Below are 26,297 nucleotides of genomic sequence, written 5' to 3' on the forward strand. Positions count from 1 at the left end.
TGTATAAATTAAACTTTAATCGTTCATAATGTAAATGCGGGGATACGTCACCCCTACTAAAATTGAATAGTCTTTGATTGGAACGGGATACCTAACGGCTCATCCCTTCCCTTATCATCTTATATATTACTTTTAGTAATATATAAGATGATTATAACACATATGATCTGGATAAAACATTTAATTACCACTGAAAATTATCACTTTATACAATTACACTTTAATACTTGTGTAAATGTGTTTATACTTAATAACATCTACATGTATTAAAACAAATAAAGGAAAATCAAGACTTTTTCAAAAAAATAGGGTATAATAAGAATAACAACACATAAATTAAAAAAAGACCGCTCCGATTTACGAGATCGAAACGGTCATCAATAGCAGGTTCCCATATGGGCAATCAGCAATTAAGGGAATAATCCACTAGAGCGTCGAACTCAAGGGTGGATTATTTTTTTTGGTTAAATGACAATATCGCGACAATAAGGCTTGCAAACGTTACGGCAAACATCAATGACTCGAATGTAGTCAACAGCACCACCCCCTTTCATTTGGGGATGAGCTGACCACCCTTGAGAAAACCTATGCTATTATTCTTTAATTATATCACAAATTATACATTTACACAATTACACAATATATAAATATATAAATAAATTATCAAATTCGAATACAAAAAATCAGAAGGAAAATTCGACGAAACAATAATACAATTACACATTACTACTTGTGTAATATTAGTTGAATAACATATAAAAACATCCTGCATTCAGAATAATACAGGATTTTGAACAATCTTTTTTCATATACGCAAGCTTTATTTTAAATCCAAACAAGCGGTTTTTTATCATATCAACTTAGTTTATTCGAATTTATTAAATTATCCCTTATGTCCTCCTATATGATTTGCTCTGCTTAAATACGTTCCACCTTTCATGAGATTATATGCTTTGAAAATGGCATCTTTCCCATAACGACTCCTCAACTCATCCATCACCGTATCAATCGCATGGCTTTTTTCCATCACATCTGCCGTTGTAAATAAATCAAGTTGTTCATATTCAAATTTGCGCAGTTTACCGCATGAAACATATATTTGTCGTACAGGCTGTCCCTGCCAGTGCTGTCGAAAGATCTGGATGAAATGCCTGGTTAACTCCATCGTATGGTTTGTATTCTTCGGCAGCTGCATCTGTTTATTGAATCCTCGTTCCTCAATATCACGTGAATAGGATACGGTCAGCGCAATCTTTGCAGCAGCTACACCATGTTTACGTAGCCGAGAACTAACCTCATCCACCATTTCTTTTATAACGATGGTAATTTCATTTTCTTTATAATAGTCCCTCATAAGCACTTGTCCCTTTGAGAATGACTTTTCTCCGTTTGGAAGGCTGTCCCGTTCAGATAAAATGGTGTAGTCTACGCCCCAAGAATGAAAAAATAATTGTAGACCCATAATACCAAACCGATCTTTCAGCTTATTTTTGTCTGCGTGGGCCAAATCGTAGACGCTTTCAATTCCCATCCTTTTCAGCCGTTCTTCATAGCCATAAGAAATGCCCCACATATCTGTTAGCTTTGGAATACGCCAAATCGTTTCGGGAATGTTTTCATAGCTCCAATAGGCCATCCCATTAGGTGCTTTTTTTGCTTCGTTATCAAGCGCTAATTTGGCAAGCAAGGGATTATCTCCGATTCCAATCGTTACGACCAACCTTAATTCTTTAAATATCGTTTGCTGAATTTTCCTAGCAATTTCAAACTTATCTCCATGCAATTTAGTTACAAAAGTGGTATCAATTACCATTTCATCTATCGAATAGATGTGAAGATCCTCATCGGCAACAAATCGTTTCACGATGTCCACGATCATTTTATTTACCTTCAAATACAGCCCCATTGAGGGTTCAACAATGATTAATCGAGGATCATTTCGATTGATTTCCCAGTTCCTTGAGCCTGTGGAAATACCCAATTCCTGCTTCACTCTAGGGCTTGAAGCTAAAATAACCGATCCGGGCCGTTCTTTATTTGCTACGACGATCACATACGCATGAAGCGGATGAATTCTACGGCGGACAGCTTCTATTGACGCAAAGTAAGACTTAACATCAATAAAAAGCAGATCGCGTTTAGGCAGTGTATTATAATCAATTTCCATGCTCGTCGCCCTCTTCTACAAAGCGAATAGAAACAATGTCCTTCAAACAGAACATTCCCTTTCCAATTAGTATCAGACGCCCGTTATGGCTATTCAATGACTGCACAATGCCAGTAGCTTCAATATAAGGAAGTCCAAACGTATTTACTTCGATAAAAATGGGCTTCGATTGATGATACGATTCATTCACCATTCGATTAAACTCTTCTGCCGCTTGTTCATCCAAAAAAATCGGCGTTTTTTCTGTTTCTTCCATTTTAATCATTTCCACATGTTCAGATAGTAACATGCCCTGCCATTTCAACATCTTTCGGTCATTATAGAGCATTTTGTGTCCCTCCTATGGAACAAAGGTTCTTTTTATATAGTATACAAACGTAAGTTCCTTTATTCAAGAGTATTAAGAATAAATGTTTGGTCTATATCTACTATTTTTAGTAAAACACAATTACACATAAATACAAGTAGTATTGTGTATATGTGTAATTGTGTTAATTAGATATGAATTTTGAATAACAATATCCCGCAAACCCCTATTCTGCTGTAGCTTTTGAATTAAGTTTGATAAAAAGAATGTGATAAACGTTGATTTCACGCCATATCTCAAATTTGCTTTTTGAAAAAAGATTGATTAAAATAATCGCTTCATTAATAAATTGAAGTCTGCTTTTTATAAAAAAGTTTAATCGAAATATTGTCAATAACACTGTTATATCAGTATTTTCAAAAAGTCTACCAACGTATTTCATCGCGTCTTTTTTATAACATCGTGACTTTATTTCAAAACCACATTCTTCTCCTTATTTTTTAATAATAAAAAAGATTAGCCAACTGCTTTGCAGCTGGCCGCCTTTTTTCTCTATTCTTATTCTTAATAAAGAAATATTTATTAATGAGTTTACTATGGCTAAATAGATATATCAGTTCTCTTTACAAAATTACCTTTTTCAAAGTCTTTATAAATAGGATGGTCTACTGCCTCCCACCAAAACAAAATCTTCAAATCTGAAGGTAATAGCTTTTCAATTTCCAATACTAAATTCGTACACGTTTCTAAAACAGTAGGCAAGTCTCCATACTTAGAATCAATTAATGGTAATAAGTGTGAACTGTTGTTTTCCTCAAAAGCTGAAGCATGGATGAATCTGTTTCTAGTCTTGTTTATATCTATATATTTCTTATGCAAGCTCTTAATATGAGCAATATCATCTTTATTCTGTTCTGTGCTAAATTCAGAAATTATTAATTTATCAATTATTTGGTTGTCGTCTGGCAAAGTAGACTTAATGTACCCTTGTGCCTTTTCTGATTTAAGAGGGTACTTACCTTTTTGTATATTATAAAATACATAATATAAATAAGATTCAACAAATGTGACACCTTGTATCCACGAAGAAATATATAAAGCATGTAACTCACTGTTAAGAAGTCTAACCTTCTTCGGATCTTTGTTAAAAACTTGTTCATTTATCAACGCTTCCCGTTTATCTAAAAACACTTTGTTAAAAACTTGTTCATTTATCAACGCTTCCCGTTTATCTAAAAACATATTCCATAAAGAAACTAAATCTGCATATGTAATAAAGTCCGGAAATGACGGTACAAGACCAGCTTTTAGATCAAATTCAATCCAATGATGGTAACTCATATTAGGATTAGAATTTTTTTGAATACGTGAAAATAATGATTTTAAATCCATTACATGGTCTAAATCTTCAAATTTTAATAAATAACGAGTCTCCTTTAACTTATAATCAATAGCTTTTCTCATTAATTCTATTATTGTATCTTCTGTTTTTTTGGTACTTGGATTTTTCACAAAAATATTTTTTAATGAACTTTGAACAAGTTCATCTACCCTTTGCAACTGTTCGTCAAGCAAGAAACCTTTAGGATTATTTAATATGTCTTTACAAAAATTCATATTAATTAAGAATTCCTTTTGCTTCTTTTGTTCATCTCCAATCATTAAAGATGTAACAAACATGCCTACCAAGCAATTTCTATATATTTTTCTAGGATTACGACTTAATCTTGATATAAACTTGTTACTATATAAATCCTTCAACTCTTGATAATTTATCATAACTTTCTTCCCTCATCTCTCTAAATTAACCAAAGGTTTCCAAAGTACTTTATTATATCGTAAATACGCTCAACATGAATACAAAAAAACATTAATAGTTGGCTAAAAGAATTCTTTAATCGAAAAGAAATGAAACGGTGCAACTTTTTTACAAACCGTACAACTTTCTTTAAAACGGTACATCTTTATTTCAAATCTAGATCTGCGGCATACATTTTGATGGATACGGGTTATATTTCTTGTTTAGTTTAAAATGATAAAAAGGAGAGATTCTTATAAAAAAATATAAATTTTTTGCTTCTTATTTAATATTGTTCTCTTTTTTACTATCTGCATGTCAGCAAAATGGAAAACACGAAATTAGCTGGGCAAATGAGAACTTAACGAAAGTCGCGCATCAAGATCTTCCCTCTTCAAAAGAGGACATTTCAATAAAAACAGAAAAAGAGGATTATACGGTAACGGATAAAGAACTTACTATTCGTCTTGAGAATGAGGGAGATACGGAAATAATTTATGGACTTAGATTTAGCATTCAGAAAAAGATAGAAGGAGTATGGTTTGACTATCCACTAAAGAACCCTCTTTTTACAGATGAAGGGCATTATCTAATTCCACATAAAGTAGAATCACAAACCATTTCACTTAATAACGATCTTACAGTATATGAACTCACTACTGGCGAGTATAGAATCGTAAAGACGTTTAGTGATTCTTACATTGCTGCTCCTTTTGAAATTATAGAGTGACAAGATATTTTCGCTTCCTAATAAAGATTTTTAAATAAACACAATTACACATGAATACAAGTGTAATTGTGTTTATGTGTAATCTTGATTAAAATAAAAGCTATGTTAAGGTAAAGGGGATATTATGTTTAAAGACTTTAAAAATAAGCGTTATTGGATACTTATGCCATCATTTTTAATTGTTGCACTATTACTAAATACCTTTCTTCCTAATGAATATAGGCATTATTCATTTTTAACAATTATTATATTTTGGATTGTCTATTATATTTGGAACTATTATGCAGATAAAAAGCAACAATCAAATTAATTGAATAGTTATCGTTCTGAATGAATAATTTCAAATAAACACAATTACACATAAACACAATTATACTTGTGTTTATGTGTAATAATTTTAGCGTTCTAGTGCTGTTTCACGTGTTTTAGTAGGAGATACAGCACTTAATTTCTTCAACTCATTATTCCAATCATCCCCTAATGTTGGCGGCAAAGCCGTTTCAAGAATGTCCCATTTCACAATGGAATCCAGTTTTTTTATAAACTCATGCCCCCCTTTATCATTATCAATCCCTAAAACAACTTTCTTTATTTCTAACCCTTCTTTTTTAGCTTCAATAGTTGATTGAAAAAGAGTTTTAAATTTTAGCCCATTCATGCTAGTAAGACGTGCATTATCTAAATTCCCTTTTTGAATACTCCAATAGGAGAGCATATCAATCGGACTTTCGAAAAAGTATAAAGTTTCGGGTTTCCCTATATCGACTGTAAAGCCAGAATGTTGTTTACCATTCGGCAATATCTGTTTAAATGACCCTCGTTTATTGTCCATCTTCGTTGTACCTTGCCTATCAGCACCAACGACTTCCCCTTTTCCTCCTTGTTCCCTCCATTTAAACACAATATTTTTTCGTTGGTCTTGTGCAATCAAGTCTTTATCAAACAGCCAATTGACAAGGCGTTCATCAATTTTGCGTTCATTCACTAAATAATCCCTTGCTGCTGTCTGATCCTTGACTTCATATTCCACTGGATAGACAAATGGTTCTATCTTTTTCTGTTCTCTAGGACCCTTCTCAGCACTAATCGTTGGGTAATCTCCGTTATTAATGTCTTGGACTGCTTCAACAAATGTCATTCCATAAAACATTTTCGCAAAATTAATCGCTCCATATCCTTTTTCACTCCGACTATTCCATGCATACATATTGTCTTTTATAACGAGACTGTCATGTTCTACATGACGATAATAAGCACCTTCTTTCTTAAATTGCTCCCCTTTGTCTTCGAGATATGATAGCAAATCTACATCCCTTGCTTTCATAATTTCGTCCGCAGTGACGCTTTTTTTCGCCATGCGGCATTCCCCCTTTCCTACTGTTTATTCTTTGGAAACTCCATTTTTAATTCATTTGCATCATTTAAGATGAGCATTGCTTCGAACACTTTGTCCTTTTTACCTTTAAAGCCTTTGATCACACCGGTTTTTTTGTTTTTAAGTAATTTTTTGATATTGGTTTCACTTATGGTTTTGTTCAAATATATTTTGGGAAGTGAAAAACGGCAGCCATCGGAATATCCTTCACAACCATAAAACTTGCCTTTATCAATAATGGATTTTTGGCAGCAAGGACAAGTCCCTACAGCATTAACGGTGATTGCCTTTTCAACCCGATCAGTAATCAATTCGGACGCTAATTGTTTCGGTGCTTCCTCTAATAAGTGAGTAATGAATTTTTGAATATTGCTTAAAAATTTGGTTGGGTCTCCTTCCCGTTGACCAATTTTCTTCAGGTAAATTTCCCATTTCGCCGTCATTTCAGGACTTGAGAGCAGCGTTCCTTTAACGGATTCGCATAAAATAATCCCTTTTTCCGTAATGGAAACTTGATTTTTCTTCACTTCGATATACTGTTTCTTTTTCAGTGTTTCAATCGTTTCAGCCCGCGTTGCTTCTGTCCCAATTCCTTCCGTTTCTTTCAATATCGCTTTTTCTTCTTCATCCTTAATAGCCTGTGTTCCCTTGTAACCAGCCGTCTTCATCACCTTAATCAATTCACCCTCTGTAAAAGACTTAGGTGGTGTTGTGATGCCCTCCTTAACAGAAATGGTAGACTGAATCATTTCCCCTTCATTTACTAATGGAAGAGTGCTTGCCTTCTCTTTTTCTTCTTCATCGGATGGCTCCTGAAAAAGAGCTTTCCAGCCTTTCTTTTTCTCCACTTTTCCGGTCTTCTTAAAAAGAAGCCCTTTTATGTCTATCTCAATTTTTGTTTCTTCATATTCATAATCAGGCGCAAACATTGCAGCTGTATTGGATAGGACCTCAAGGTAAATGTTCTTTTCTTTCGTTTCGAGAGCGTTTATATCTTGCTTTGTTGGCATCTTTTTCGTTGGTATCAAGGCATAATGCTCTTGGACTTTGGATGGCTCTATGTAACCTTTTCGAGCTTCTGGATAGGCCACCTCAAATCCTAGCAATGCTTGATAATGTTCAATGTTTGCCGCAAGATATTGAAATTCGGCATTCGTAATAAAGTGACAGTCTGTACGTGGATAACTCAACAACTTTTTTTCATACAAGACCTGAACAGTTTTTAGCACATCGGCAGGACTGTATTTCCAAAGGCGATTCGCCTTTTCCTGCAAACTCGAAAGGCTATGCAATTTCGGTGATTTTTGTTTTTTTAACTGCTTGTCCACCTTGCAAATCCTCCCGGAATTTTCTTTTTCAATCCCGTGATTTCTTAATAGCTCCTGCGCTTGTTCATTAGATTCAAACTTATCGCTGTATTTAGCTGTGAATGCTCCATTTTGAGCTTGAACATCGGCAAACAGCTCATAAAAGGGAACCGGTTTAAAATGGTCTATTTCTTGCTGTCGTTGATAGATCAGAAACAAAGTAGGTGTTTGCACACGCCCGACTGAAAATACTTCTCTTATCCCTTTCTTTTGTAGTAAAAGACTGTACAGGCGGGATGTATTGATTCCTACAACCCAGTCCGCTATTTGTCTCGTTTGTGCTTCATGATACAAAGGCAAATAATCATTTCCGTCTTTCAAATTATGAAAGCCCTGAATAATTTCATCAGTTTCCAAAGAATTGATCCATAACCGTTTCGTTGGTTTTTTTGCTGCACCTGCTAATGTAATAATGGACCGAGCAATATTTTCTCCTTCTCTGTCGCTATCGGTGCCCACAATTATTTCAGTTGCATCTTTTAACAATCCTTTAACGATGTTAAATTGATTCTTTTTTGAATCGCTCACTTGAAACTTAAATGTTTCCGGCATGATCGGCAGTGCGTCCAGTGCCCACCTACCCCATTCCGGTTTATATTTTTCTGGTTCCTGAAGTTCAACTAAATGCCCGAAACCCCATGTAATAAATGCTTTTCCTTGAAAAAATCGCTTGTCTTCTACTTCAATGTATCCTTTTTTTCGTGTGTTTGAAGAAAAGGCTTCAGCGTAATGTGAAGCTTGATCTGGTTTCTCTGCTAAAATTAATGTGTATCCCATTTATAAGTCACTCCCCTTAATGCAAGCTTTTCATCGTTTGCCAATATGAAAGAACGAGTTCCCGCGCTTGCTCTGACGTTTCTGCGTTTTCGATTGAGGAAAGAAATAACTTTCCATTATGTTTAAAAAGTTCTGTGCTTCTCTTTCGATAATATAAATACTCACCAGTTAGAAGCTGTCTATGAATCACATAATTAGAGTCGTTAATCTGTTCAATTAAGTAATGAACAGGTTCCATCCCTTCAAAAATAAAGATTTCATCCGGCGTCATAAGGGTTAGATGTTTTTCATTTTCGATTGTTGTTTTCAATGGCTATACCTCCTAAAAAGAAAAAGAACTATCTATTGATAGATAGCTCTCTTCTTCGTTGTCCTAATTCACATGCTTAATTCAGGTTCTTTATTACCTTTATTTATTTTAGATCCTTCTTTTTTAGTAGCTGCTACATGGGGATCAATGTTTTGTTGTTTCATTTCTTGGCCACTTTCTTTTCCCTTATTAACCTCATTAAAGGGTGCTGCCTCCTTCTTCAAAGAATTCAAAACAGCTTCCGATAAGTTTTGTTCACTGTAAATCTGTTCTAACGGAGATTTATAAAAACCATCTCCTAAATCTAAGCGATCCATATTTATAATAGATAGTTGATTCTTTTCACTTAATTCTTTTGGGAGAATCACATGATACCTTGTTTTATCATAACCCCCTCTACCTTCTAATTTTTCTGATAAGTTGGTCATTTTTTCATTGGCTTCACCAAAAGACATAACCTCATTGCTTTTTAATTCATCATTTTCAGACCACTGAATTAATACTGTTGGTCCCTTAATATCTTTTTCTGGAATGACCGCATATCTTTCTTTGTTCAGTTCGTTAAATTCTTTTACAAAAGTGGCCACATCCATGTTTTCAAAATCCATTGGACGATAAGAAGAACCTTCCTTACTGATTTCTTTTTGCAGCTCATCAACAGTTATTAGTTGTTCTGTCGTATGACTCAAATGTTCGTACTTCACTAAAAAAAGAGCTAGAGATTCATTCTCTAACTTTTCCGCATCAATATTTATTTCATTTACTGCTATATTTTCTTTCTTTGATTCCTGCTCTTGTTGAATAACTTCCTCTATTGTATTTATAAATTCGACTGTCGTTTCATGAACTTCTTTTAATAACTGTGACTTATCTCTTAAATCTTTTCCTTGTGTCCAATTTGCCAAATAGGACAAAGAATATTCGCTTGTATCTATCCCAAAATAAGAAGAAACCGCATACGCGGTCATTTCAGCCTGGAATTCTTTTTCGGGTGCTGTATATTTATCTGCGGTCTCAGGAGTGTGCAATTTTGCATGGGCCAGTTCGTGAATGAGCGTCTTAACATTTTGTAATTGACTGTTACGTGGGTTTAAAGCCACAGCTTTTAAATCGGTATAGCTTACCCCCTTAGCAACTCCTAATTCATTAATCGGTTCAATAATCGAAATCCCATTATTACTTGCAATCTGCTCCATTCCCTTATAGAGAACATCGAAATCTTTTACTTCACCTTCAAGCCACTTATTTGGAAAGATAGTCGGCAAATCTTTGGCCGTTGCATTTGTCTGACTTATATCAAACACATGGCCGATTGAAAAGTACACGCGCCCTTGCGATAATTTAATTTTGCCACTATTAATTTTCTTTTTTTCTTCTTCAGTCGCTTCCTTCAATGTTTTCCAATTTCCTTCTTTATCTTTAAATGAAGGTTGAGTTTGGATTGGCACTAGAATTTTTATACCCTTCTCGCCTTTTTGAACAGAAAAGCCATGATCTTTCCAAAATTTAAAAGAACCTACAGCTTCTGCCCCCGAAAACTGTCTTTGTATTAAAGTAGTATTATTAGCGGAAAAATTATAAAACTTACTCATAAATGATAGGTATTCTTTCAATTGTTTTTCAGTTTGAAAGTAACCATTAATGTTATCTTCCATACTTTTTGTTAAGGCTTCTACCTCTTTTTTCTTCTCTTCAGGATCTTTTTTCTTATACTTAACCACTGGATCAGCGCCTTCCTTCAAAATAGAATACGTTAATTGTTCTTTCTTTATTGGCTTAAATGAAGCATATTCATTTGTTAGTTTTTCAGCGACAGACTCTAACGAAGGTGAAATAAAATCCATAACGGGACCATATTGATCAAAAATAGTAAATTGAAATTGTCCTAACTCTTTTGCGCTTTTATGAAGAAAACCTTCTAGCTTTTTGGATTGAAAAAGAACACCGCCTTGTTTTAAAAAGTCGGTGTTCCTCTTTAAATGATCTTCACTTTCCTTAATCAATCTGTTCAATTCTATTTCAAATTCTTCATCTGTCATTAGCTGTTACACTTTTGGATCATGATCTTCATCCAGTGGATCGGTAGCCCCTTGCAATTCCTGCATCTCTAATTCATTCCATTGCTCACCCGATCCAAGTTCCATAAACAATTCGTTTGTTTCCTTATTAATCGGAATCAATAGATTGGTTTGCTCTAGCACATACGTGTGAAGTTGAGTTGCTTCTTCTTCCGACAAGGCGCGGTTCACTTCTTTTCCTTCAACATCTAAAACAACATGACGATCTCCAACCTCTTTTATAACTCCGAGTGTGTAGTTTTCATTTAGCAGCATGTTCTTTTCCTCCTTTGGAATTTTCCTAAGTTAATTTTTTCTGACGTTGATTTTCAATTCGATTTTGCACTGTTTCTTTTGCTGTCCTTAATCCTTGTGCTTCCTGAATGTTTGTAGAAATTAAATCTCCATACCCTTCATTAAAATAAACACCGTTTAATAATTCGATCAAAATTTGTGTATTACGATCAGCATTATTCGTTCCAGCACGAATTTTATTTAATTCATTTTGAAACACCTCCTTCATATTCATCGCAACCACTTCTGAAATGTATTTAAGTGACCACTCATTGTTTTTCCTTTCTTCATGTTCTTTACAAATTAATGCAAAGGCATCACCATTATAGCGAATATTTTTTTCTTCCATGAAGAGTTCAAGGTACGCAGCTGTTTCTTGATCCAATGTAAAAACATGACGTGATTTCTCCAACCTTTATTAACCCCTTTCCTGTTCTTCTATCTTTCGTTGCAACTCATCGTAAGCTCTTTGATTTTTCCAATCACCATATTCTTTTCCAAACACTTTTTCTACTTTCCGCATTGTATAAATAAGAGAGAGATTATTTTGAAAGGCTTTCCCCTGCTTGCTTAAAAATGGATCGTTATTGTTTTTTATTTGACGGTCATACGCTTTCATTTCATTTAAAAAAGCATTACCCATTCGTTTATGCAACTCATCCATTTTATTTTGCTTATAATTCTCATAACGTTTTTTTTCTTCTGGACCTTCTCCATATGCTCGTTTTAATACATCGACTTCTTTATCTAACGTTTTGAGAAAAAGTTCATAATCCTTCTTATGATATTTCTCAATGTAATCTTTACTTAATTTGTCTAAAGAAGGACGAACCGGATCAATTGTATGATAACCATACTGCCATTGACGACGATCTTCCGGTAACTGATGATATATTTCGAGAAATTGAGATTTTAATTTTCTGTTTCTCCATTTAAATATAGAATCATCTTTCTTTCGATCCACCATATTTTTTCGGATTAAATCATTTATTTTTTTCTGTTCTTCGGATCGATTCATCAGAGAATTAATCACTTTTGATTTCATCATATCTAATGTTTTTGGTTTTCGTTTTCCCCTAGTACGTGTTGGATTAGGCTCCACAGTTGCCACATGTACATGAATGTTATCCGTATTATAGTGAATGGCTCCTGACCAAATAGCAGTCTTTTCTAATCCCTCTCTTTTCATCATTTCATTCATCGCTGCGCGAGTTGCAGACATAAGTTTTTTTTCATCAAGTGTCTTTGTTATCGGATCATATACACCATGTTCTTCAAGCCACTTATTATCAAACGAAATAACATCCTGCCATAGAATACTGTTTTTATTCTGCGCTTTTTGAAATACATTTTTTAAATCTTCTTTTTCGCCCTCACTTACCTTATCTTTCGTACTCGTAAAGAGAGAGGATGTTTTTTCAGTATTCCCCATATAATCTTGATACACTGAAAACATATCCTCGCTTACTGTATCCCCTTTTTTCGCTTCATCCCGATCAATATAATCAATGTAGTTATTAAAATTTTTTGTGTTGGTTGTCACAAACCTTGTTTTTAAAATGACACCGGGAAGAATTACTGTGTTACTCAAGATGTCTCCTCAATCATTATTTTTATAAATTCATTCATCCGACTAACGGATTGATCAAAATGTTCTAGCATGACAACATTCTTTTCAATAATAGTTTTCAATTGCAACACCTGATCATGATCTTCACGATAAAAGGCCAACGCTTCGAGTTGGCCTTTTAAAAATTCCTGTCTGGATATACCCTGCTTTTTTGCAAGTTCATCAATTTTTTTTACAGCAATCGGATCAACATTTCGAATTTTGATCTCCATTAATATCATCCTTTCAAATGCAGTAAAGCCTAACTACAGAGTTTTATGAGCATAAGGGGTTTTTGCCCCCACCGAGGGTGTGGGGTCAGGCAAAGCCTGACAAAACGATGGGTACAAGAAAACCTCTCAAGTGTTGACCTAGTGTTGACTCAAAACAGGGTAGTGTTGATACAGTGATGACCTGTAAAATTTCCCATGTTGACATACTGTTGATACAAGCTTTTTCAATTTGCCATCAAATCCTGTTCTTTTTGATTCAACTTTCCTATTTTATCTCTAGCATTTCCTTGATCAAATAAATAATCTTCGATGAGCAAGTCGCTACTTTTTATTTCATTTTCTTTTCCTTTTATCATGGATAGAGTGGCTACTTTTTCAATTTCTGTTTGATACTCAATAGCCTCTTCCAATTCATTTAGCTCTCCCTCAATCACTGACTGTCGATCTTTTTCTTCTTGAATCAACTGATCAATTTTCCTGATTTCTTCTCTAACACTCTCTCTTTCTCCCTCAATAAAATGAATCGAATAGTCTTTTTCATCTGTAACTACTAGCTTATTATCGACATTGGTTTTTGCTTGATCTGCATATATCGTTTTCAATAATGAACGATTATTCTCTTCTTTCACTTCCGTTTCACTTTCATTATCATCATTTAAGTTGATGGACGGTTCATAAATGTCAACCGCCATCGCTTCCCAATTCGGTGAAACATTTTCGATAAACAAAACATAATCATGCTGATTTTTGTAAACAATTTTTAGAGGGAGTGGGTTATTTGTATTTGTTTTTTCAAAAGCTTCAAAACGATAATCTGTAGATAGCTCACTCATTTTCAAGTAAATCTGCATTTCATTTGTCTTTCCGTTGAAATCCCATTTTTCAATTTTGACTGTGCTGGTAGAGGTCAACGCAATTTCTTTTTCTTTATCCGTATGATATAAAACGGTTTCTTCCCCTAAGTAAACTTTAGACGTTAACAGCGAAAAGAAACCCAAAACAAAGAACATCATAAGGCTGCTATACATCCAGGATTTTTTTCTTTTTAAATTAATTCGAGACATTTACTATAGCCCTCCTTTTAAATGATGCTCATATAAATTTCTTGAATATCGGTAATGATCCATTTATTCTCTTGTTTATTTAATGTCAATTTAATAACGTTATTTGTCCTTTCCGGTTCAACTTTTTGGTTATAGAGAAGGGATATATTAAACTCGACCATGACATGAACTTCCTCCATATTCGGATTATAGGACTGAAGGAAATAAGAAATATCAGTAGGTGTAGATTTATAATCATCCCCATATGGAAATGTTGGAGTGGGATAAAATATTTCAAATAGCTCTTTATTCATAATGGATTGAGCTTGATTTTTTCTTTCTTCAAAACCTTTTTTCTCTTGATACATCGTTACATTCATAAATTTTTCAACCGTTTCAATGTACGCCTGTCTTTCACTTTCTTGCCTTGAAGGTGCAACAGAAGCGAGCTGTCTTGCCATTGAATTGTTTTCTTCTGTCAGTTCCATATTCCTTGCTTGTAACTTTTCAACATGGACGCCTGAATCGAGTTTGCTGTCCAAATAAATATTGAACCCGGTAATGACAATCACTAAAATGACAAATCCAGTGAAGAGCCATATCCGTATGTCTGTCTTTACTATCAATCTGATAACCTCCTTTTTTGTTACTGAATGACACGTCTTACGTGACCACTAAAATGTTCCGTCCAGTACGTGTTTGACATTTCTTCAATAGCAACACCAGAAGAACTTTGAGAGCCTATCCACTTTCCATTGCCGATATAAATCCCAACATGACCATCCTTTTTATATGTGTCCCAAAAAATCATATCGCCCACTTTTATATCTGAAACGGAAATTTTAACACCTTTATGTTTTAATACATCTGTGTTTACAGAATGAATGGGAGCAAGGTTAACGCCAGCTTCAGCGTAAGCCCATCTGACAAAACTTGAACAGTCAAATTCTCCTCTTGCTGCGGAAGCTTCATTTCTACCTCCACCCCAGTGATAGGTTGTTTTCCCTATCCATTTCATTCCGACTTCGGCTGCTTTTTTAGCTGCACCTGATCCACCAACTTCAATCGTGCCGTCCAGTCCACCCGTATAATATTTCATTACAGCTTCGACATACATAATATCCCCGTAGCAAGCGCCAAGTGGTTTTGCTTCCTGACGAATGCAAGTATAGTTCCACGGATCACTCACCTTTGTCATCATATATTGGGAAAACTCAATGGCTAATTCTTTTGTATATTTACCGCCCCGTTTATTAATCCAATCAATAAAACCGCCGCCAAAGTTATAGCTTTGCAGCGTTAGATTTAGATCATAGTTTGCTTTTTCCAATACACTTTTGAAATGAAGAACGCCTTTATCAATCGACGTTTCAATATCAGATATACAGCCAATACTTCCACAAAACGATTCAGATGATTGCATCGGATCGTTCCCCCTACCGCCGGATTCTTGCTGCATAAGCGCCAACATGATGCCAACATATTCACTGATTCCATATTGGGATGCGTATTTTTCAACCAGCGGCTGATGCTGTAACACTTCAGCTGACACATTGGCTGTACCCCCGGTAAATGTAATTTCACCTGTTGAAGAATTACCGCCAGCCATAATCATTGCAAGGACGCCAATCATAACCGTAATCAAAAAGGCTGCTAATAGCAGCCACAGTACAATGAGATATTTTTTCCAAAAGAGAAGGACGGATAATCCTTGAAGAGTGACTTTAACTGCTTTTCCAGAGTTAGACACGCTTATGCACCTCCGCCAAACAATGCAAGTTCTTCATCTGTCACTTCAACTTGAAATCGTACATTTTTCACAGCACTAATAGAAAGTAGAACACTTCCGGTTGCAAAGTAAGGAATTTCTGCCACTTCACTTTCATTTATTTGTCCTGCAAAAATTCTTCTCAACATATCCAAACTGTTACTATCCTGCTGCATAATGAATTTATATTGAGTCAATTCAAACAGCTTTTTGATTTCTTCTACCATTGATTGATCTGATCCATCTGGAACAAAGTCTCGTATCGAATGACTTGCAAAGAACAGACCACCAAAATATTTTCGTGCTTCACGGCTGAATTTTGTTAAAAACCGTAAGGCGTGTTCACTTCCTTTATTCGTGTTAATAATGTGATGAGCTTCATCAATAATGATTAAATAGCGTATCGCATCCTCAAAAGAAAGCTCTCCATGATTAAATTGTTTAAGCTGATGAGCACCATTCTGCAGCATTCCGTCCCATAAAAGATTCATGATATTAAACAGTTGGGCTTGAAAGATTTCTGGTTTTAATTGTGATAAATGACGCAACGAAAAAGACACAACCTGTTCATCGTTAAAATTTTCAATTGTCGAAATACCATCAAACAAATAAGAATATGTTTCTACTAAGTTGACGATATTTAATTCGATTTTCTCTAATCGGTTTTTTCGGGATTCGCCTAAATTTTCATGATGTTTTTTTGTATTAAAATCCTCATACAACTCTTCACGTATAAAGGTAAGAAAATCAGTGAAGATCGGATATTCATCTACCTTCCGACCGGTAATGTTGTTCCCTAACGGGTTTTCATCATTCCACAATCCTTTTTTAATGTAGAGTTTACGCAATAAGTTTTCATATTCTTTAATGTGATCATCAATCGCATTCGGTGTAAGAAAGCGATAAAAAATCGTTAGCTTTGATAAATGTTGCATGAAGGACAATGCTTCATCAGGCGTCCCATCATCTTTAGAAGCTGTTTTAAATACTTGTAGAGGGTTGATCATTCCTTGTGAACCGTCTAGTGCAATTGTCTTTCCACCCAATTCACTTACCAGGTCTTTAAATTCCCCGACAATATCAAAGACACGAATCTTGTAACCTTTAATCGCATTATCCATCAAACTTTTTTTCAATAGAGTCGATTTACCGGCTCCCATTTTTCCAATCAAGACGGAGTTATAACTTTTACGTTGCTTGTCCCGATGAAAAAGATCAAAAATGACACTACCATTTGTTTGCGTAGTGCCATAGTAAGTCCCATATGGATCGCTTAATTGAGTAAAATGAAAAGGAAATCCTGCTGCTAGAGAAAGGGAAGGTATTTCTTTTCCCTTTCTCTTATTAATAGATTTACTTTGTGTCTCAAATCCTGTAGCTAACGCGTCAAACTCATATTCTTGTTCATTTAAAAAAATAGCCCCCCGAAAATTCAAGGCTTCGAGGGCTTCAATGACTTCTTCTACTTGTTTTTCTAATCCATCAATTGTTTTTCCTGAAACGTAAATTCTCAGATGGATACGCTTCATCACTTCCCCACTCGTAATACGCTGATATACCTCTTCAAGATCCCTATACTGTTGTGTTGCTTCAATCCTGTCGATACTATCTTTCGAATTTAAGTGACGAACACTTTGTTCTGCCATTGATTTATTAATGGATTCAATTACCCGTTTCCGATTTTCACTGATTACATCCAATGTTGTAATCACATTCGGCATATTCATAATTTCCTCAAGCCAAAAGTCAGATACATTGCTTTGGTAGTCATAAATATGAATACACGCTTCATATCCGTCGCCTTTTCGGATAAAACTTTCCTCAAATTTAATACCACCTTGTGGCTGTATTTGAGCTAAAAAGTAAGGATTATAGCCTTTCTTCTTTTTAACTTCTTCATCTGTTTTTTCTCTTATAAAAAGTTTTAACATAATAATCCCTCCTACTTTTGTGTGCCTATTTTAGAATTTTGATTATATAACTTATAAAGAATTTCAATTTTCTTTTCAGAATCCATTGGACTTAATGGTGCAGAGCGTCTTAGCAACCGGGTAACGGTGGCCACTCTCTCATGAACTTCTTTCTCTGTAGCACCATAAATACAAATGGCATATTCTCGATTCGTTCGGCCCCATTCAAGAAACTGTAATTCTTTTAGTTTTCGAAGCAAAACTTTTTCATATAATTCATTTTGACAATTATCAATTTTTTTCTGAATAAATTCTTGCTGTTTTATTGTAGAGACAGGGAAATTAAGAGCTATAAATTTTATATCGTGATGATATGCTTGAAAAAAACTAGCCAAACCGTAAATATCAATTCTGGTTTCCTCTTCATTCATTGCATAAACGTCTTTGCTCTGTATTTGCAAAATTTCGCAGTACCCATAGTCTTCTTTCAATTCGATGTAGCCCAACTCGGTTATATCAATAACAGGTAAAATATCAGCGATACTCTTTTTCGCTTGTGGTCTTTTCTTCTTTCTAGTAATTTTTTGATCTTCTTTCTCTTCTTTCTCTTTTTTAACTTTTTCCTTTTTTACCGTGATCTTTTTTGAGAAGAACTTCCTCTTTTTTTTGGGTACATCATGAGATATGTCAATTTCTTCTTCAACAAAAAGAGCCGGTACTTCTTCTGTTTCAATCTGCTGCTGATCTTCTACTTCTTGTTTTGCAAAAGGACCGGTTGAAACGGGCTTTGCATTCTCTTCTTCGATTGTTTTCCATAAATCAGTTACTTCGTCTACTACAGGAGCCTTTGGTACTTCCTGAATCGGTACTTTTACAGGCTGCTGTTCCTCTTGTTTTACAATAGGACTGGTTGAAACGGGCTTTGTTTTCTCTTCTTCGATTGTTTTCCATAGATCGGTTACTTCGTCTACTACAGGAGCCTTTGGCACTTCCTGATTCGGTACTTTTACAGGCTGCTGTTCCTCTTCCTCTTGTTTTACAATAGGACTGGTCGAAACAAGCTTTGTTTTCTCTTCTTCGATTGTTTTCCATAGATCAGTTACTTCGTCTACTACAGGAGCCTTTGGCACTTCCTGATTCGGTACTTTTACAGGCTGCTGTTCCTCTTCCTCTTGTTTTACAATAGGACTGGTCGAAACAGGCTTTGCTTTCTCTTCTTCGATTGTTCTCCATAGATCGGCTATATCGTCTACTACAGGAGCCTTTGGCACTTCCTGAATCGGCACTTTTACAGGCTGCTGTATGTCTTTCTCTTGTTTTGCAAAAGGTGTTTCCTGTGGTTGTTTATTGGGCTTTTCAAGTCGAATAATGTTTAATTTCTTCATCGACACTTTTTGATTATCTAAATCACTTTCATTAAATATACCCATTTAAATTGCACCCCTTTCCTCAATTAAAATCTCTATCAATGGCATGATAGATTCCTCTTTTTCTGAACATCGTAATAACTAATACCTCATACATTCGTTTTTTTGGGTTAGTTGGTGGTCTGCAAATCATGCTCACAGTAACTAGACCCATGAAGATGTAATATACAATTTGTAAATTCGGATGAATAAAATTATTAAAAATCATTGTTAGAATCAACATTCCGATCATGAACAATAAATCGAAAAGAAACAGCGCTTTATTAATTTTTAATTCGCTATCAATTTCTTTCGGGATTCGATACATCCTATTAACCCCCTTCTAAATAAAAAACGGGCGCTTTTATTAGCACCCGTTCACCAATCCATCTATATTTTTTTAACGATCCCAATTAACACCTTTATTTTTGTTAATCGGATAAACTCTTTTTGTATTTCTTGGTGTATTTCTTATTGGTGTAACGCTTTTTGGTTCGTTGTATGAGTTTTGGCTATTTGGATTGAACCCCTGCTTCACCTCATCTTGTGATTTTCCTTGTTCTCTTGCTGCTTTATCATTGGAATAGCTTCCCCCCACACTTGCAACAGGTTTATGTGATTGGATAGTCCCTTTTTGCTGCACTTCTATTCCAGCTTGATTGGAAGTGGAAGGTATTTCTTGTATTGATCCTTGCTTCATTCCACTTGGTAGTGCCCCTTGATCCGGTATTGGACCAGTGCCTTCATTCGATTTTCCACCCATTCCACCAGCAACAGGACTCATCGGCTGATTCGATCCTTGATTTCCTCCAATTTGTAGTGCCCCTCGATCTGACATTGGACCAGTGCCTTCATTCGGTCTTCCACCCATTCCACCAGCAACAGGGCTTATCGGCTGATTCGATCCTTGATTTCCTCCAATTTGTAGTGCCCCTTGATCCGATATTGGACCAGTGCCTTCATTTGGTCTTCCACCCATTCCACCAGCAACAGGGCTTATCGGTTGATTCGATCCTTGATTTCCTCCACTTGGTAGTGCCCCTCGACCCGGTATTGGGCCAGTGCCCTCATTTGGTCTTCCACCCATTCCACCAGCAACAGGACTCATCGGCTGATTCGTCCCTTCTTTTCCTCCACTTTGTAATGCTCCTCGATCCGTTATCGGACCAGTAGAAGGAATGGAGCCTTCATTCGGTCTTCCACCTATTCCAGCAGCAACAGGGCTTATTGGCTGATTCGTCCCTTCTTTTCCTCCACCTTGTAATGCCTCTTGTCCCGATGGCTGCGTTGATGATAATGTTTTCGGTAAATCCTCTTCTTTCCCTTTTCCCATAGCATCGCTTAAAGATGGCAATGTGCTTTGATGATCGTGACCACTATCATCTGAATCATTTTCTTTTCCACTATCAAATCCACTAGTTTTCATTTGCTCTGCTAGACTAACCGGTAGAGCTGCATCGGCGTCTTCCTTGCTTTGATCACCTTTCATTTGGTTATCTAAACTAGATTTTTCATTGTCCATTTGATTTTTTCCATTTGGTTCATGTTTCTTACCTAAATCGTCACCGCCATTTTGAGATTTCTTCTCTCCCGTCCGACCTTCTTTTTGTTTCATTTCATCATGTAAAGCGGGTTTTCCTGAATTACTATCTCCCTTAGAGGAATGGTTTGACGTATTCCCATTTCTGCTTGTCATACTTGCCATTTTACCTGTCGTTCCTATAATTGAGTCACCTACACCTTTTACAGCTCTTGCAGCAGCCACACCACCAATTACAGTTTGCCACCCACTTTTTAGTCCAGCATCAATGCCAAATAATCGCTCACACATAACAGGACCATCTACTACGGCAATTGAAATAGCAATCAGTGCTACTAAATACGCCATCCCATCCAATTCATCACTAATGAACTCTGTTGCCATGAGATAAATTTTCATCGAAATGAAGATCATAATGATAATCATAAATGTATTTAAAATTCGCTTTAAAAGCTCTTTTAGCATCTGTCCATTTGCCACATCTGCCGGTGCAATGATCGTAGCTAAAACATAGTTAAAAGCCAATTCATAAGATAATTTAGCTAGTTTGATCGAAATAAAGAGTAATGTCATGCCTGTTACAAATAATGAGATACTGATTGTCCAAAAATCCCAATGCCATCTATAATACTTTTCTTCAAAAAAATCGAACCATCCATTTTCGAGTCCCGTTACGCTGCCATTTCCACTAGCATCTAAGGTCACTCTCTTTTCTAGGATCTCTCCCCCTTTTTCTGATATTTTATTATCCTTCGATATTTCAAAGTCTCCATCAATTTGTTCTGTTATATTAATCATTCTTATATTTTCTTGTGGTATTTTATTTGGTTCAGCAAGGTCCGTTGTTTTCCAATTTTTCACGTCAAACTGCGCTACATCAGTGAGTCCTGCCTTGATAATTTTTTCACTTATTGTCCCTTCTACATTTACATCGACTGCTCCAATAGCAGCGTCAGTAAATTTGTTTGCCTTCCCCATCCCTGTATTTAGCAATACGATTACAGCAATAGAAATAAATATATTCATTGCAATTTTTTCTCTATCAATCTTTCGGTTCATAATTAACATGTAACCAATGTAAAGAAAAGAAAAGCCTAGCAAGATATATAGAAAAGGCTGAATCGACTTTACAAACTCTTGAACGCCTTCATTACTGAAGAATAGCTTTATGCCTAATACGCTGTCCGTGATGTTTTCTAAGCCGTCTACAAGCCATGCCAGCCCTTGTATTAATGCCCATCCAATCCAACGCATAACAAAGGAAATCATATTTCCTATTTCTAAGTACATATCGAACTTCTTTAATATTTCATAAATTTCTCCATCAGACACAAAGCGCCCTCCTTTCTAACGTTTATACCGATGGTTCTGATTCCATTTCACTTTTTATTTTTTTGGCTATAGCTGTGAAGGTACGGTATAAAGCTTTATCAATTTGATCTGTCGTACCTAGCATTTTTATTTCCTCCCAGACAGTAATAAACTTTTCCTTTTTAATCTCCTCAAAGTTTCTCTCTAATTTGTCCACTATTTGTTGTTCAATCAACTCTAAAAAAGGTTGATTTGATTCAAAAAACTCTTCAAATGTAACACTTTTCCAATCCCTATTTTCAATAGATTGCGTTTCCGAACTTTCAGGTTTCACCTCGGTGTACACTTGCGTCTGCGTTTCCGGCTCTACTTCAGGTTGTCTTTTCGATGGTTGTTCAACTGCTTTTTCAGGTTCTTTCACTTTTTTCTTTTGTTTTGAGAAATCGACAAGCAAGGATTTTGGATCAACCTCTCGGTGCAACGATTCTATATCCAGATCTAAAATTGATTTATCAGTATCAAATTCTTCTCCTAAATACTCCCAACGATATTTCAATGCCGTTTTATTTCGATTGTAGATCGGATAAGCTTCAATTCTTTTTCGTTCATTGTCCTGTCTTTTAATAACACGAATAACAACACTTTCGCCCTCCTTTAAACGCATTAATTCGTTTGAAGTTAATAAGTTTCGAGCATCTACACTTTCGGTCTTACTTTTGTTAAATGAAAGAGTTTGACCACTTCTTGATGTTGAATTAAGTGTATAATCACCTAGCTTTTTAGAAATTTTATCAGCTGTTTCGTAATCATTCGTCAATATATAAATGGTATTACCACAGTTTCCATCAATTGTCGGTGCATCATCACCATACTTATTTTTTAATTGAGCATAGGCTTGAATAATTAGATTAAAACGAATATTCCGGCCCAGACAAACCGTGACGATGTTCGCCATGCCTTCAATTGAAGGCATATTTCCGAACTCATCGAGCAAGAACACAACCTCTCTATGGCACTTGCCGCCCCGCGCAAGTGAAGCATATTTTGCGAGTACAAAATACAATTGACGTACAAAAATAGAAGCGATCACATGGTTACTGGAATCATAATCCGGTGTAATCATAAAAACCGCCACAGGTTTGTTGAAGTAGCGAATCTCCTTCACATGAATCGAATCACTTTTTAACACGGTTTCAAGAATGGTTTCACCGGTCTTTTCATTCATTTCTTTTACGCGGTAAATAGATTTGTTATTTTCCCCTCGATCCACTACATGTATAGAATCTCCTACGTGTACACTTTGCTTAAAATTTAATTCAAAGCGCCCTGCTTTATCGGATTTCAATACTTCTCTTGTCCCATCAGCAAAGGTGATTTCCACCTGACTAAATGGATGAACTGTGCCTTTAATCGTTTTTCCAAAACCAATCCGTTTTAAATCTATACTGTTTTTAGAAGTCATTTTTGCATTTTCATCGAACGTAAAAATCGACAATCCGTTCATGGTTTGAGTGAAAATTCCACCCCTGGTTGTCCCTTTCGAAAAGTTAGATGTGGCATACTGCATTTTTGCTACACTGTCTGCCGGAAGAGATTGAAAATACATATCAAGAGCATTTTGAAGTTCTCCTCGATCATCTAACTCTTCTTTTGAACCCAATCCAGAAAGCATATTTGCTACTGCATACATGGTTATTTTTTCTTCTGTTTTTTCATTAATGCATTTATCGGTAACAGCTAAAATCATGGCATTGCATAAGCTCATCGCGCATTGCTGCCAAAATGGATCTTTCGCATTTGGATTGTAATAAAGCGTATGAGAAAGCGTGTTGCATAGGGATTGAGCCGTTGAATAATCTCGATCCTCATAAGCGTCCTTTATTAGCTGTAGAAGGTTATAACTCATAGATTCAACAGGATTCAATAGGTTCAAGACCTCAATATGATACCCTCTTTCCTCTAATGTTTCTTTGGACGCTGCAAACAGCTCACCCTTTGGATCATTAAGGATGAGTGAGGGTTGCTGTTCCGCCCTTGAGTACACATCAATTGTTGGGAACACAAATGTTTCCCCTTTCCCAGACCTTGTTGTACCAATGATAAGGTTATTTACAGGGCTATCATCAATAAATACTTTGTGTTTATAGCTCGAAATGACAACGCCGCCCCCACCTTTATATTGATCTTTACGATCTGGAACTGCCTTATATTGGGCTTTTAATTCAGCTAATTCAGTAAAGCGACTTGAACCTTTCTGATTATGATTTAAGTCTTTAAAATTTGATCTAATGTCGTAAGTAATTTTAATAACCGCGATTGTTGCTATTATCAAAACCATTAAAAAAATAAATGGGTACTCCATATAGCTGATGTGGAAAAAGGTTTCTTTTGATATGGATAAAGGTTGGGGATTGGTAAAGTCTCTGAATAAATTTTTTTTAATAGTTAAAATGGTGTTCACAAGAAAATTTCCGAGAAGCAAGATGCTAATAAATAAAAAAGCACCCATAGGAATGAGCGTTTTTCTTTGTGCTAAGACATATTTTATTGAATTTCCTTTCACGATCTATCCTCCTCTTTCTCTATCTTGCAAAAGCTTGAATACAGCCAAATCCTGCTACCAATATAAAGAGAACGGCTACGACCTGAATAAACAGTGTGCTACCCACTTCCGATTCCCGTTCACCCCATTTTTTTTGTTCAGCTATAGGAAGATCCTTTATAGATCCCTCTAATCTTTCTGAATCAGGTACTTCTTTCTCCATTAAGTATAAAATTTCATTTTTCTTTCTTTCTTTTTCCTCCGTTAATTGCATGGCTGATAATTTCTTATAAATATGCTCGTAAAGATGATCTGCAAAACCTGATCCAATCTGCATCTTACCTTCATAAATTTCTTGACCTTTATCATTCACCACATAAAATTCAACTTCTGCAGCAAGATCTAATTCACGGTTTATCATTTCACATTTATAGGTAAGCAGACATCCTTCTGAAAACGAAATTTTTTGAAATGGTACAAACTCACTCATTTCAGATTTTTTAAAAACAACATAAAACACGATCTTTTTCCCTCCTTACAAAGAAAAGTAAGCTATACTTTGTGTATAGCTTACCTAGGTTCAAACTCTATTAACCACCAAACTTAATGTTCGAATCGACGCCTTGCGCTAATCCGTATGCTCCCATCACGATAACTAAACCAACTGCACCGCCAACAAACCATGTAATACTCTTTTGACGACCACGCTCACCACCAAAAATCAAGTAATAACCACCCATACAAAATGCAAGGGCTGCACCGATCATGGCTAATCTTTGGGCCCATTTTAGAATAGATTCACCTGTTGAGACAAGACCTTCCATACCATCTGCCGCACCAAGAGCTACGGCATTTACAAGTTCCAACATAACATTTCACTCCTTTTTACCTTGCAGATATTTGTTCAATAACGCTTACTGACCTTTCCTCACTGTTAACTTCCTCATTTTGATCATCCTCAAGATTTACATTTTCTTCATCATTATTTGTCTCTGGCGAGGATTTAAAGGCACTTAATGCTTTTATAATCAAGTTCTGATTTTCTTCTATATACTCTTGATGTTTCATTTGCAGCCAATCATTATACTTTTCACCATTGACCTTCAAAAGATTTTCAACCATTGTTTTTGAAGCTTTTAAATCTTTTGTTGTGATTGTCATCGCCTTCACTCCAAACTTTTACCTATGTTTTTTTTCATAACCTTTATGAAATATTGAACCTCTTGATTTAATTCATGTCTTGAAAAGTTCTTCAGATCCCGAAAATCAACTTCTCCAATCAACTTACCTTCCTGATAATATGCAAGTGTTCTTGTACGAGTCTTTATACCATAGTCTTCTAAATCCGGATCAGAATCAGAGATTTCAGCTGTTTTAAACAAATAAATATCAATATTTTCATCTTCTGCAACTGTTTGAATGACTTCTTTGTTGTAATCATCTAATTCTTGATCCACTTCTAAAAAGGACTCTACATAAAAAAATCCCGTTTCCTCATTGAGCATAAAATCATTGGTGTCTTCCGGAGTCATCTGAATAAATTCGCCTTTCCCTGAACATCCAGATAAGATTGCACAGAAGACGGAAAAAACTAAAATTAAGAAGAAATTATTTTTCATTCCTTTTATTCCTTTCCAGAAAAAGAAAAGACTTAATGAAAACCTTTTTTTGGCCGAAAAAGGCTAACCCTACACTGACATGCTTGTTTACAAGCTCAGTGACGCATATCGTTTTTGGCATTGAACGAAAAACC

Annotated in this window: 24 protein-coding genes; 1 reads left to right on the forward strand and 23 read right to left on the reverse strand. The window is 35.5% G+C overall.

The features are described 5' to 3' along the window. Positions 1 to 883: 883 nt before the first annotated feature. The 3 genes from A3M5_RS0121590 to A3M5_RS0121605 form a co-directional block, all read right to left on the reverse strand. On the reverse strand, positions 884 to 2,167 hold the full coding sequence (locus tag A3M5_RS0121590) for a Y-family DNA polymerase (protein ID WP_018395835.1): 1,284 nt from the start codon (positions 2,165 to 2,167) through the stop codon (positions 884 to 886). Beyond that, on the reverse strand, positions 2,157 to 2,495 hold the full coding sequence (locus tag A3M5_RS23500) for a YolD-like family protein (protein WP_018395836.1): 339 nt from the start codon (positions 2,493 to 2,495) through the stop codon (positions 2,157 to 2,159). The genes A3M5_RS0121590 and A3M5_RS23500 overlap by 11 nt, the downstream gene beginning before the upstream one ends. 579 nt (positions 2,496 to 3,074) lie before the next feature. Beyond that, a complete protein-coding gene (locus tag A3M5_RS0121605; RefSeq protein ID WP_018395838.1) occupies positions 3,075 to 4,253 on the reverse strand; it encodes a hypothetical protein in 1,179 nt (392 codons plus the stop codon). Between the two features lie 311 nt (positions 4,254 to 4,564). On the opposite strand from A3M5_RS0121605, the gene A3M5_RS0121610 reads away from it, so the two are divergent. Continuing rightward, positions 4,565 to 5,002, forward strand: coding sequence for an immunoglobulin-like domain-containing protein (locus tag A3M5_RS0121610; protein ID WP_018395839.1), 438 nt, complete (start codon positions 4,565 to 4,567; stop codon positions 5,000 to 5,002). Positions 5,003 to 5,399: 397 nt separating this feature from the next. Here A3M5_RS0121610 and A3M5_RS0121620 read toward each other — a convergent pair whose 3' ends face one another. The 20 genes from A3M5_RS0121620 to A3M5_RS0121715 all read right to left on the reverse strand — a co-directional run bounded on the left by A3M5_RS0121620 (position 5,400) and on the right by A3M5_RS0121715 (position 26,163). After that, positions 5,400 to 6,359, reverse strand: a complete 960-nt coding sequence (locus A3M5_RS0121620) for a DUF3991 domain-containing protein (protein WP_018395841.1) — start codon at positions 6,357 to 6,359, stop codon at positions 5,400 to 5,402. A gap of 17 nt (positions 6,360 to 6,376) precedes the next feature. After that, the gene (locus A3M5_RS0121625; protein ID WP_018395842.1) at positions 6,377 to 8,521 is read right to left on the reverse strand and encodes a type IA DNA topoisomerase; all 2,145 of its coding nucleotides are present in this window, start codon (positions 8,519 to 8,521) and stop codon (positions 6,377 to 6,379) included. Positions 8,522 to 8,537: 16 nt separating this feature from the next. Next, positions 8,538 to 8,831, reverse strand: coding sequence for a hypothetical protein (locus A3M5_RS0121630; protein WP_018395843.1), 294 nt, complete (start codon positions 8,829 to 8,831; stop codon positions 8,538 to 8,540). A 68-nt stretch (positions 8,832 to 8,899) separates the two neighbouring features. Beyond that, positions 8,900 to 10,870 (reverse strand): LPD25 domain-containing protein, encoded by a 1,971-nt coding sequence (locus A3M5_RS23505; protein WP_018395844.1) that lies wholly within the window; start codon positions 10,868 to 10,870, stop codon positions 8,900 to 8,902. A gap of 6 nt (positions 10,871 to 10,876) precedes the next feature. After that, a complete protein-coding gene (locus tag A3M5_RS0121640; protein WP_018395845.1) occupies positions 10,877 to 11,164 on the reverse strand; it encodes a hypothetical protein in 288 nt (95 codons plus the stop codon). A gap of 25 nt (positions 11,165 to 11,189) precedes the next feature. Beyond that, positions 11,190 to 11,594 carry a hypothetical protein gene (locus tag A3M5_RS0121645; protein ID WP_018395846.1) on the reverse strand — a complete coding sequence of 135 codons (405 nt, stop codon included), beginning with the start codon at positions 11,592 to 11,594 and terminating at the stop codon, positions 11,190 to 11,192. A 6-nt stretch (positions 11,595 to 11,600) separates the two neighbouring features. Beyond that, positions 11,601 to 12,773 (reverse strand): MobP2 family relaxase, encoded by a 1,173-nt coding sequence (gene mobP2 / locus A3M5_RS0121650; protein WP_018395847.1) that lies wholly within the window; start codon positions 12,771 to 12,773, stop codon positions 11,601 to 11,603. Beyond that, positions 12,770 to 13,024, reverse strand: coding sequence for a hypothetical protein (locus tag A3M5_RS0121655; RefSeq protein WP_018395848.1), 255 nt, complete (start codon positions 13,022 to 13,024; stop codon positions 12,770 to 12,772). Before A3M5_RS0121655 ends, mobP2 begins: the two co-directional genes overlap by 4 nt. A gap of 224 nt (positions 13,025 to 13,248) precedes the next feature. Next, the gene (locus A3M5_RS0121660) at positions 13,249 to 14,088 is read right to left on the reverse strand and encodes a hypothetical protein (RefSeq protein WP_018395849.1); all 840 of its coding nucleotides are present in this window, start codon (positions 14,086 to 14,088) and stop codon (positions 13,249 to 13,251) included. Between the two features lie 17 nt (positions 14,089 to 14,105). Continuing rightward, complete coding sequence (locus tag A3M5_RS0121665; protein WP_018395850.1) at positions 14,106 to 14,693, reverse strand: YddI family membrane protein; 588 nt, start codon at positions 14,691 to 14,693, stop codon at positions 14,106 to 14,108. Between the two features lie 20 nt (positions 14,694 to 14,713). Continuing rightward, positions 14,714 to 15,817: a bifunctional lytic transglycosylase/C40 family peptidase gene (locus tag A3M5_RS0121670; RefSeq protein WP_018395851.1), complete on the reverse strand. Its 1,104-nt coding sequence runs from the start codon at positions 15,815 to 15,817 to the stop codon at positions 14,714 to 14,716. A 2-nt stretch (positions 15,818 to 15,819) separates the two neighbouring features. Next, complete coding sequence (locus A3M5_RS0121675) at positions 15,820 to 17,766, reverse strand: VirB4 family type IV secretion system protein (protein ID WP_018395852.1); 1,947 nt, start codon at positions 17,764 to 17,766, stop codon at positions 15,820 to 15,822. An 11-nt stretch (positions 17,767 to 17,777) separates the two neighbouring features. Continuing rightward, positions 17,778 to 19,175, reverse strand: a complete 1,398-nt coding sequence (locus A3M5_RS25635; RefSeq protein WP_018395853.1) for a TraC-like domain-containing protein — start codon at positions 19,173 to 19,175, stop codon at positions 17,778 to 17,780. 19 nt (positions 19,176 to 19,194) lie between these two features. Beyond that, on the reverse strand, positions 19,195 to 19,479 hold the full coding sequence (locus tag A3M5_RS0121685) for a DUF5592 family protein (RefSeq protein ID WP_018395854.1): 285 nt from the start codon (positions 19,477 to 19,479) through the stop codon (positions 19,195 to 19,197). A 72-nt stretch (positions 19,480 to 19,551) separates the two neighbouring features. Next, positions 19,552 to 22,023, reverse strand: coding sequence for a pLS20_p028 family conjugation system transmembrane protein (locus tag A3M5_RS23950; protein WP_018395855.1), 2,472 nt, complete (start codon positions 22,021 to 22,023; stop codon positions 19,552 to 19,554). Positions 22,024 to 22,045: 22 nt separating this feature from the next. Beyond that, positions 22,046 to 24,565, reverse strand: coding sequence for a VirD4-like conjugal transfer protein, CD1115 family (locus A3M5_RS0121695; protein ID WP_018395856.1), 2,520 nt, complete (start codon positions 24,563 to 24,565; stop codon positions 22,046 to 22,048). Between the two features lie 19 nt (positions 24,566 to 24,584). Continuing rightward, complete coding sequence (locus A3M5_RS0121700; protein WP_018395857.1) at positions 24,585 to 25,064, reverse strand: hypothetical protein; 480 nt, start codon at positions 25,062 to 25,064, stop codon at positions 24,585 to 24,587. Between the two features lie 70 nt (positions 25,065 to 25,134). After that, on the reverse strand, positions 25,135 to 25,413 hold the full coding sequence (locus tag A3M5_RS0121705; RefSeq protein WP_018395858.1) for a hypothetical protein: 279 nt from the start codon (positions 25,411 to 25,413) through the stop codon (positions 25,135 to 25,137). Between the two features lie 16 nt (positions 25,414 to 25,429). Then, a complete protein-coding gene (locus A3M5_RS0121710; RefSeq protein ID WP_018395859.1) occupies positions 25,430 to 25,705 on the reverse strand; it encodes a hypothetical protein in 276 nt (91 codons plus the stop codon). 5 nt (positions 25,706 to 25,710) lie between these two features. After that, positions 25,711 to 26,163 (reverse strand): hypothetical protein, encoded by a 453-nt coding sequence (locus A3M5_RS0121715; protein WP_018395860.1) that lies wholly within the window; start codon positions 26,161 to 26,163, stop codon positions 25,711 to 25,713. Positions 26,164 to 26,297 lie beyond the last annotated feature (134 nt).

The sequence above is a fragment of the Bacillus sp. 37MA genome (assembly GCF_000372765.1).
GTDB lineage: Bacteria > Bacillota > Bacilli > Bacillales > Domibacillaceae > Domibacillus > Domibacillus aminovorans.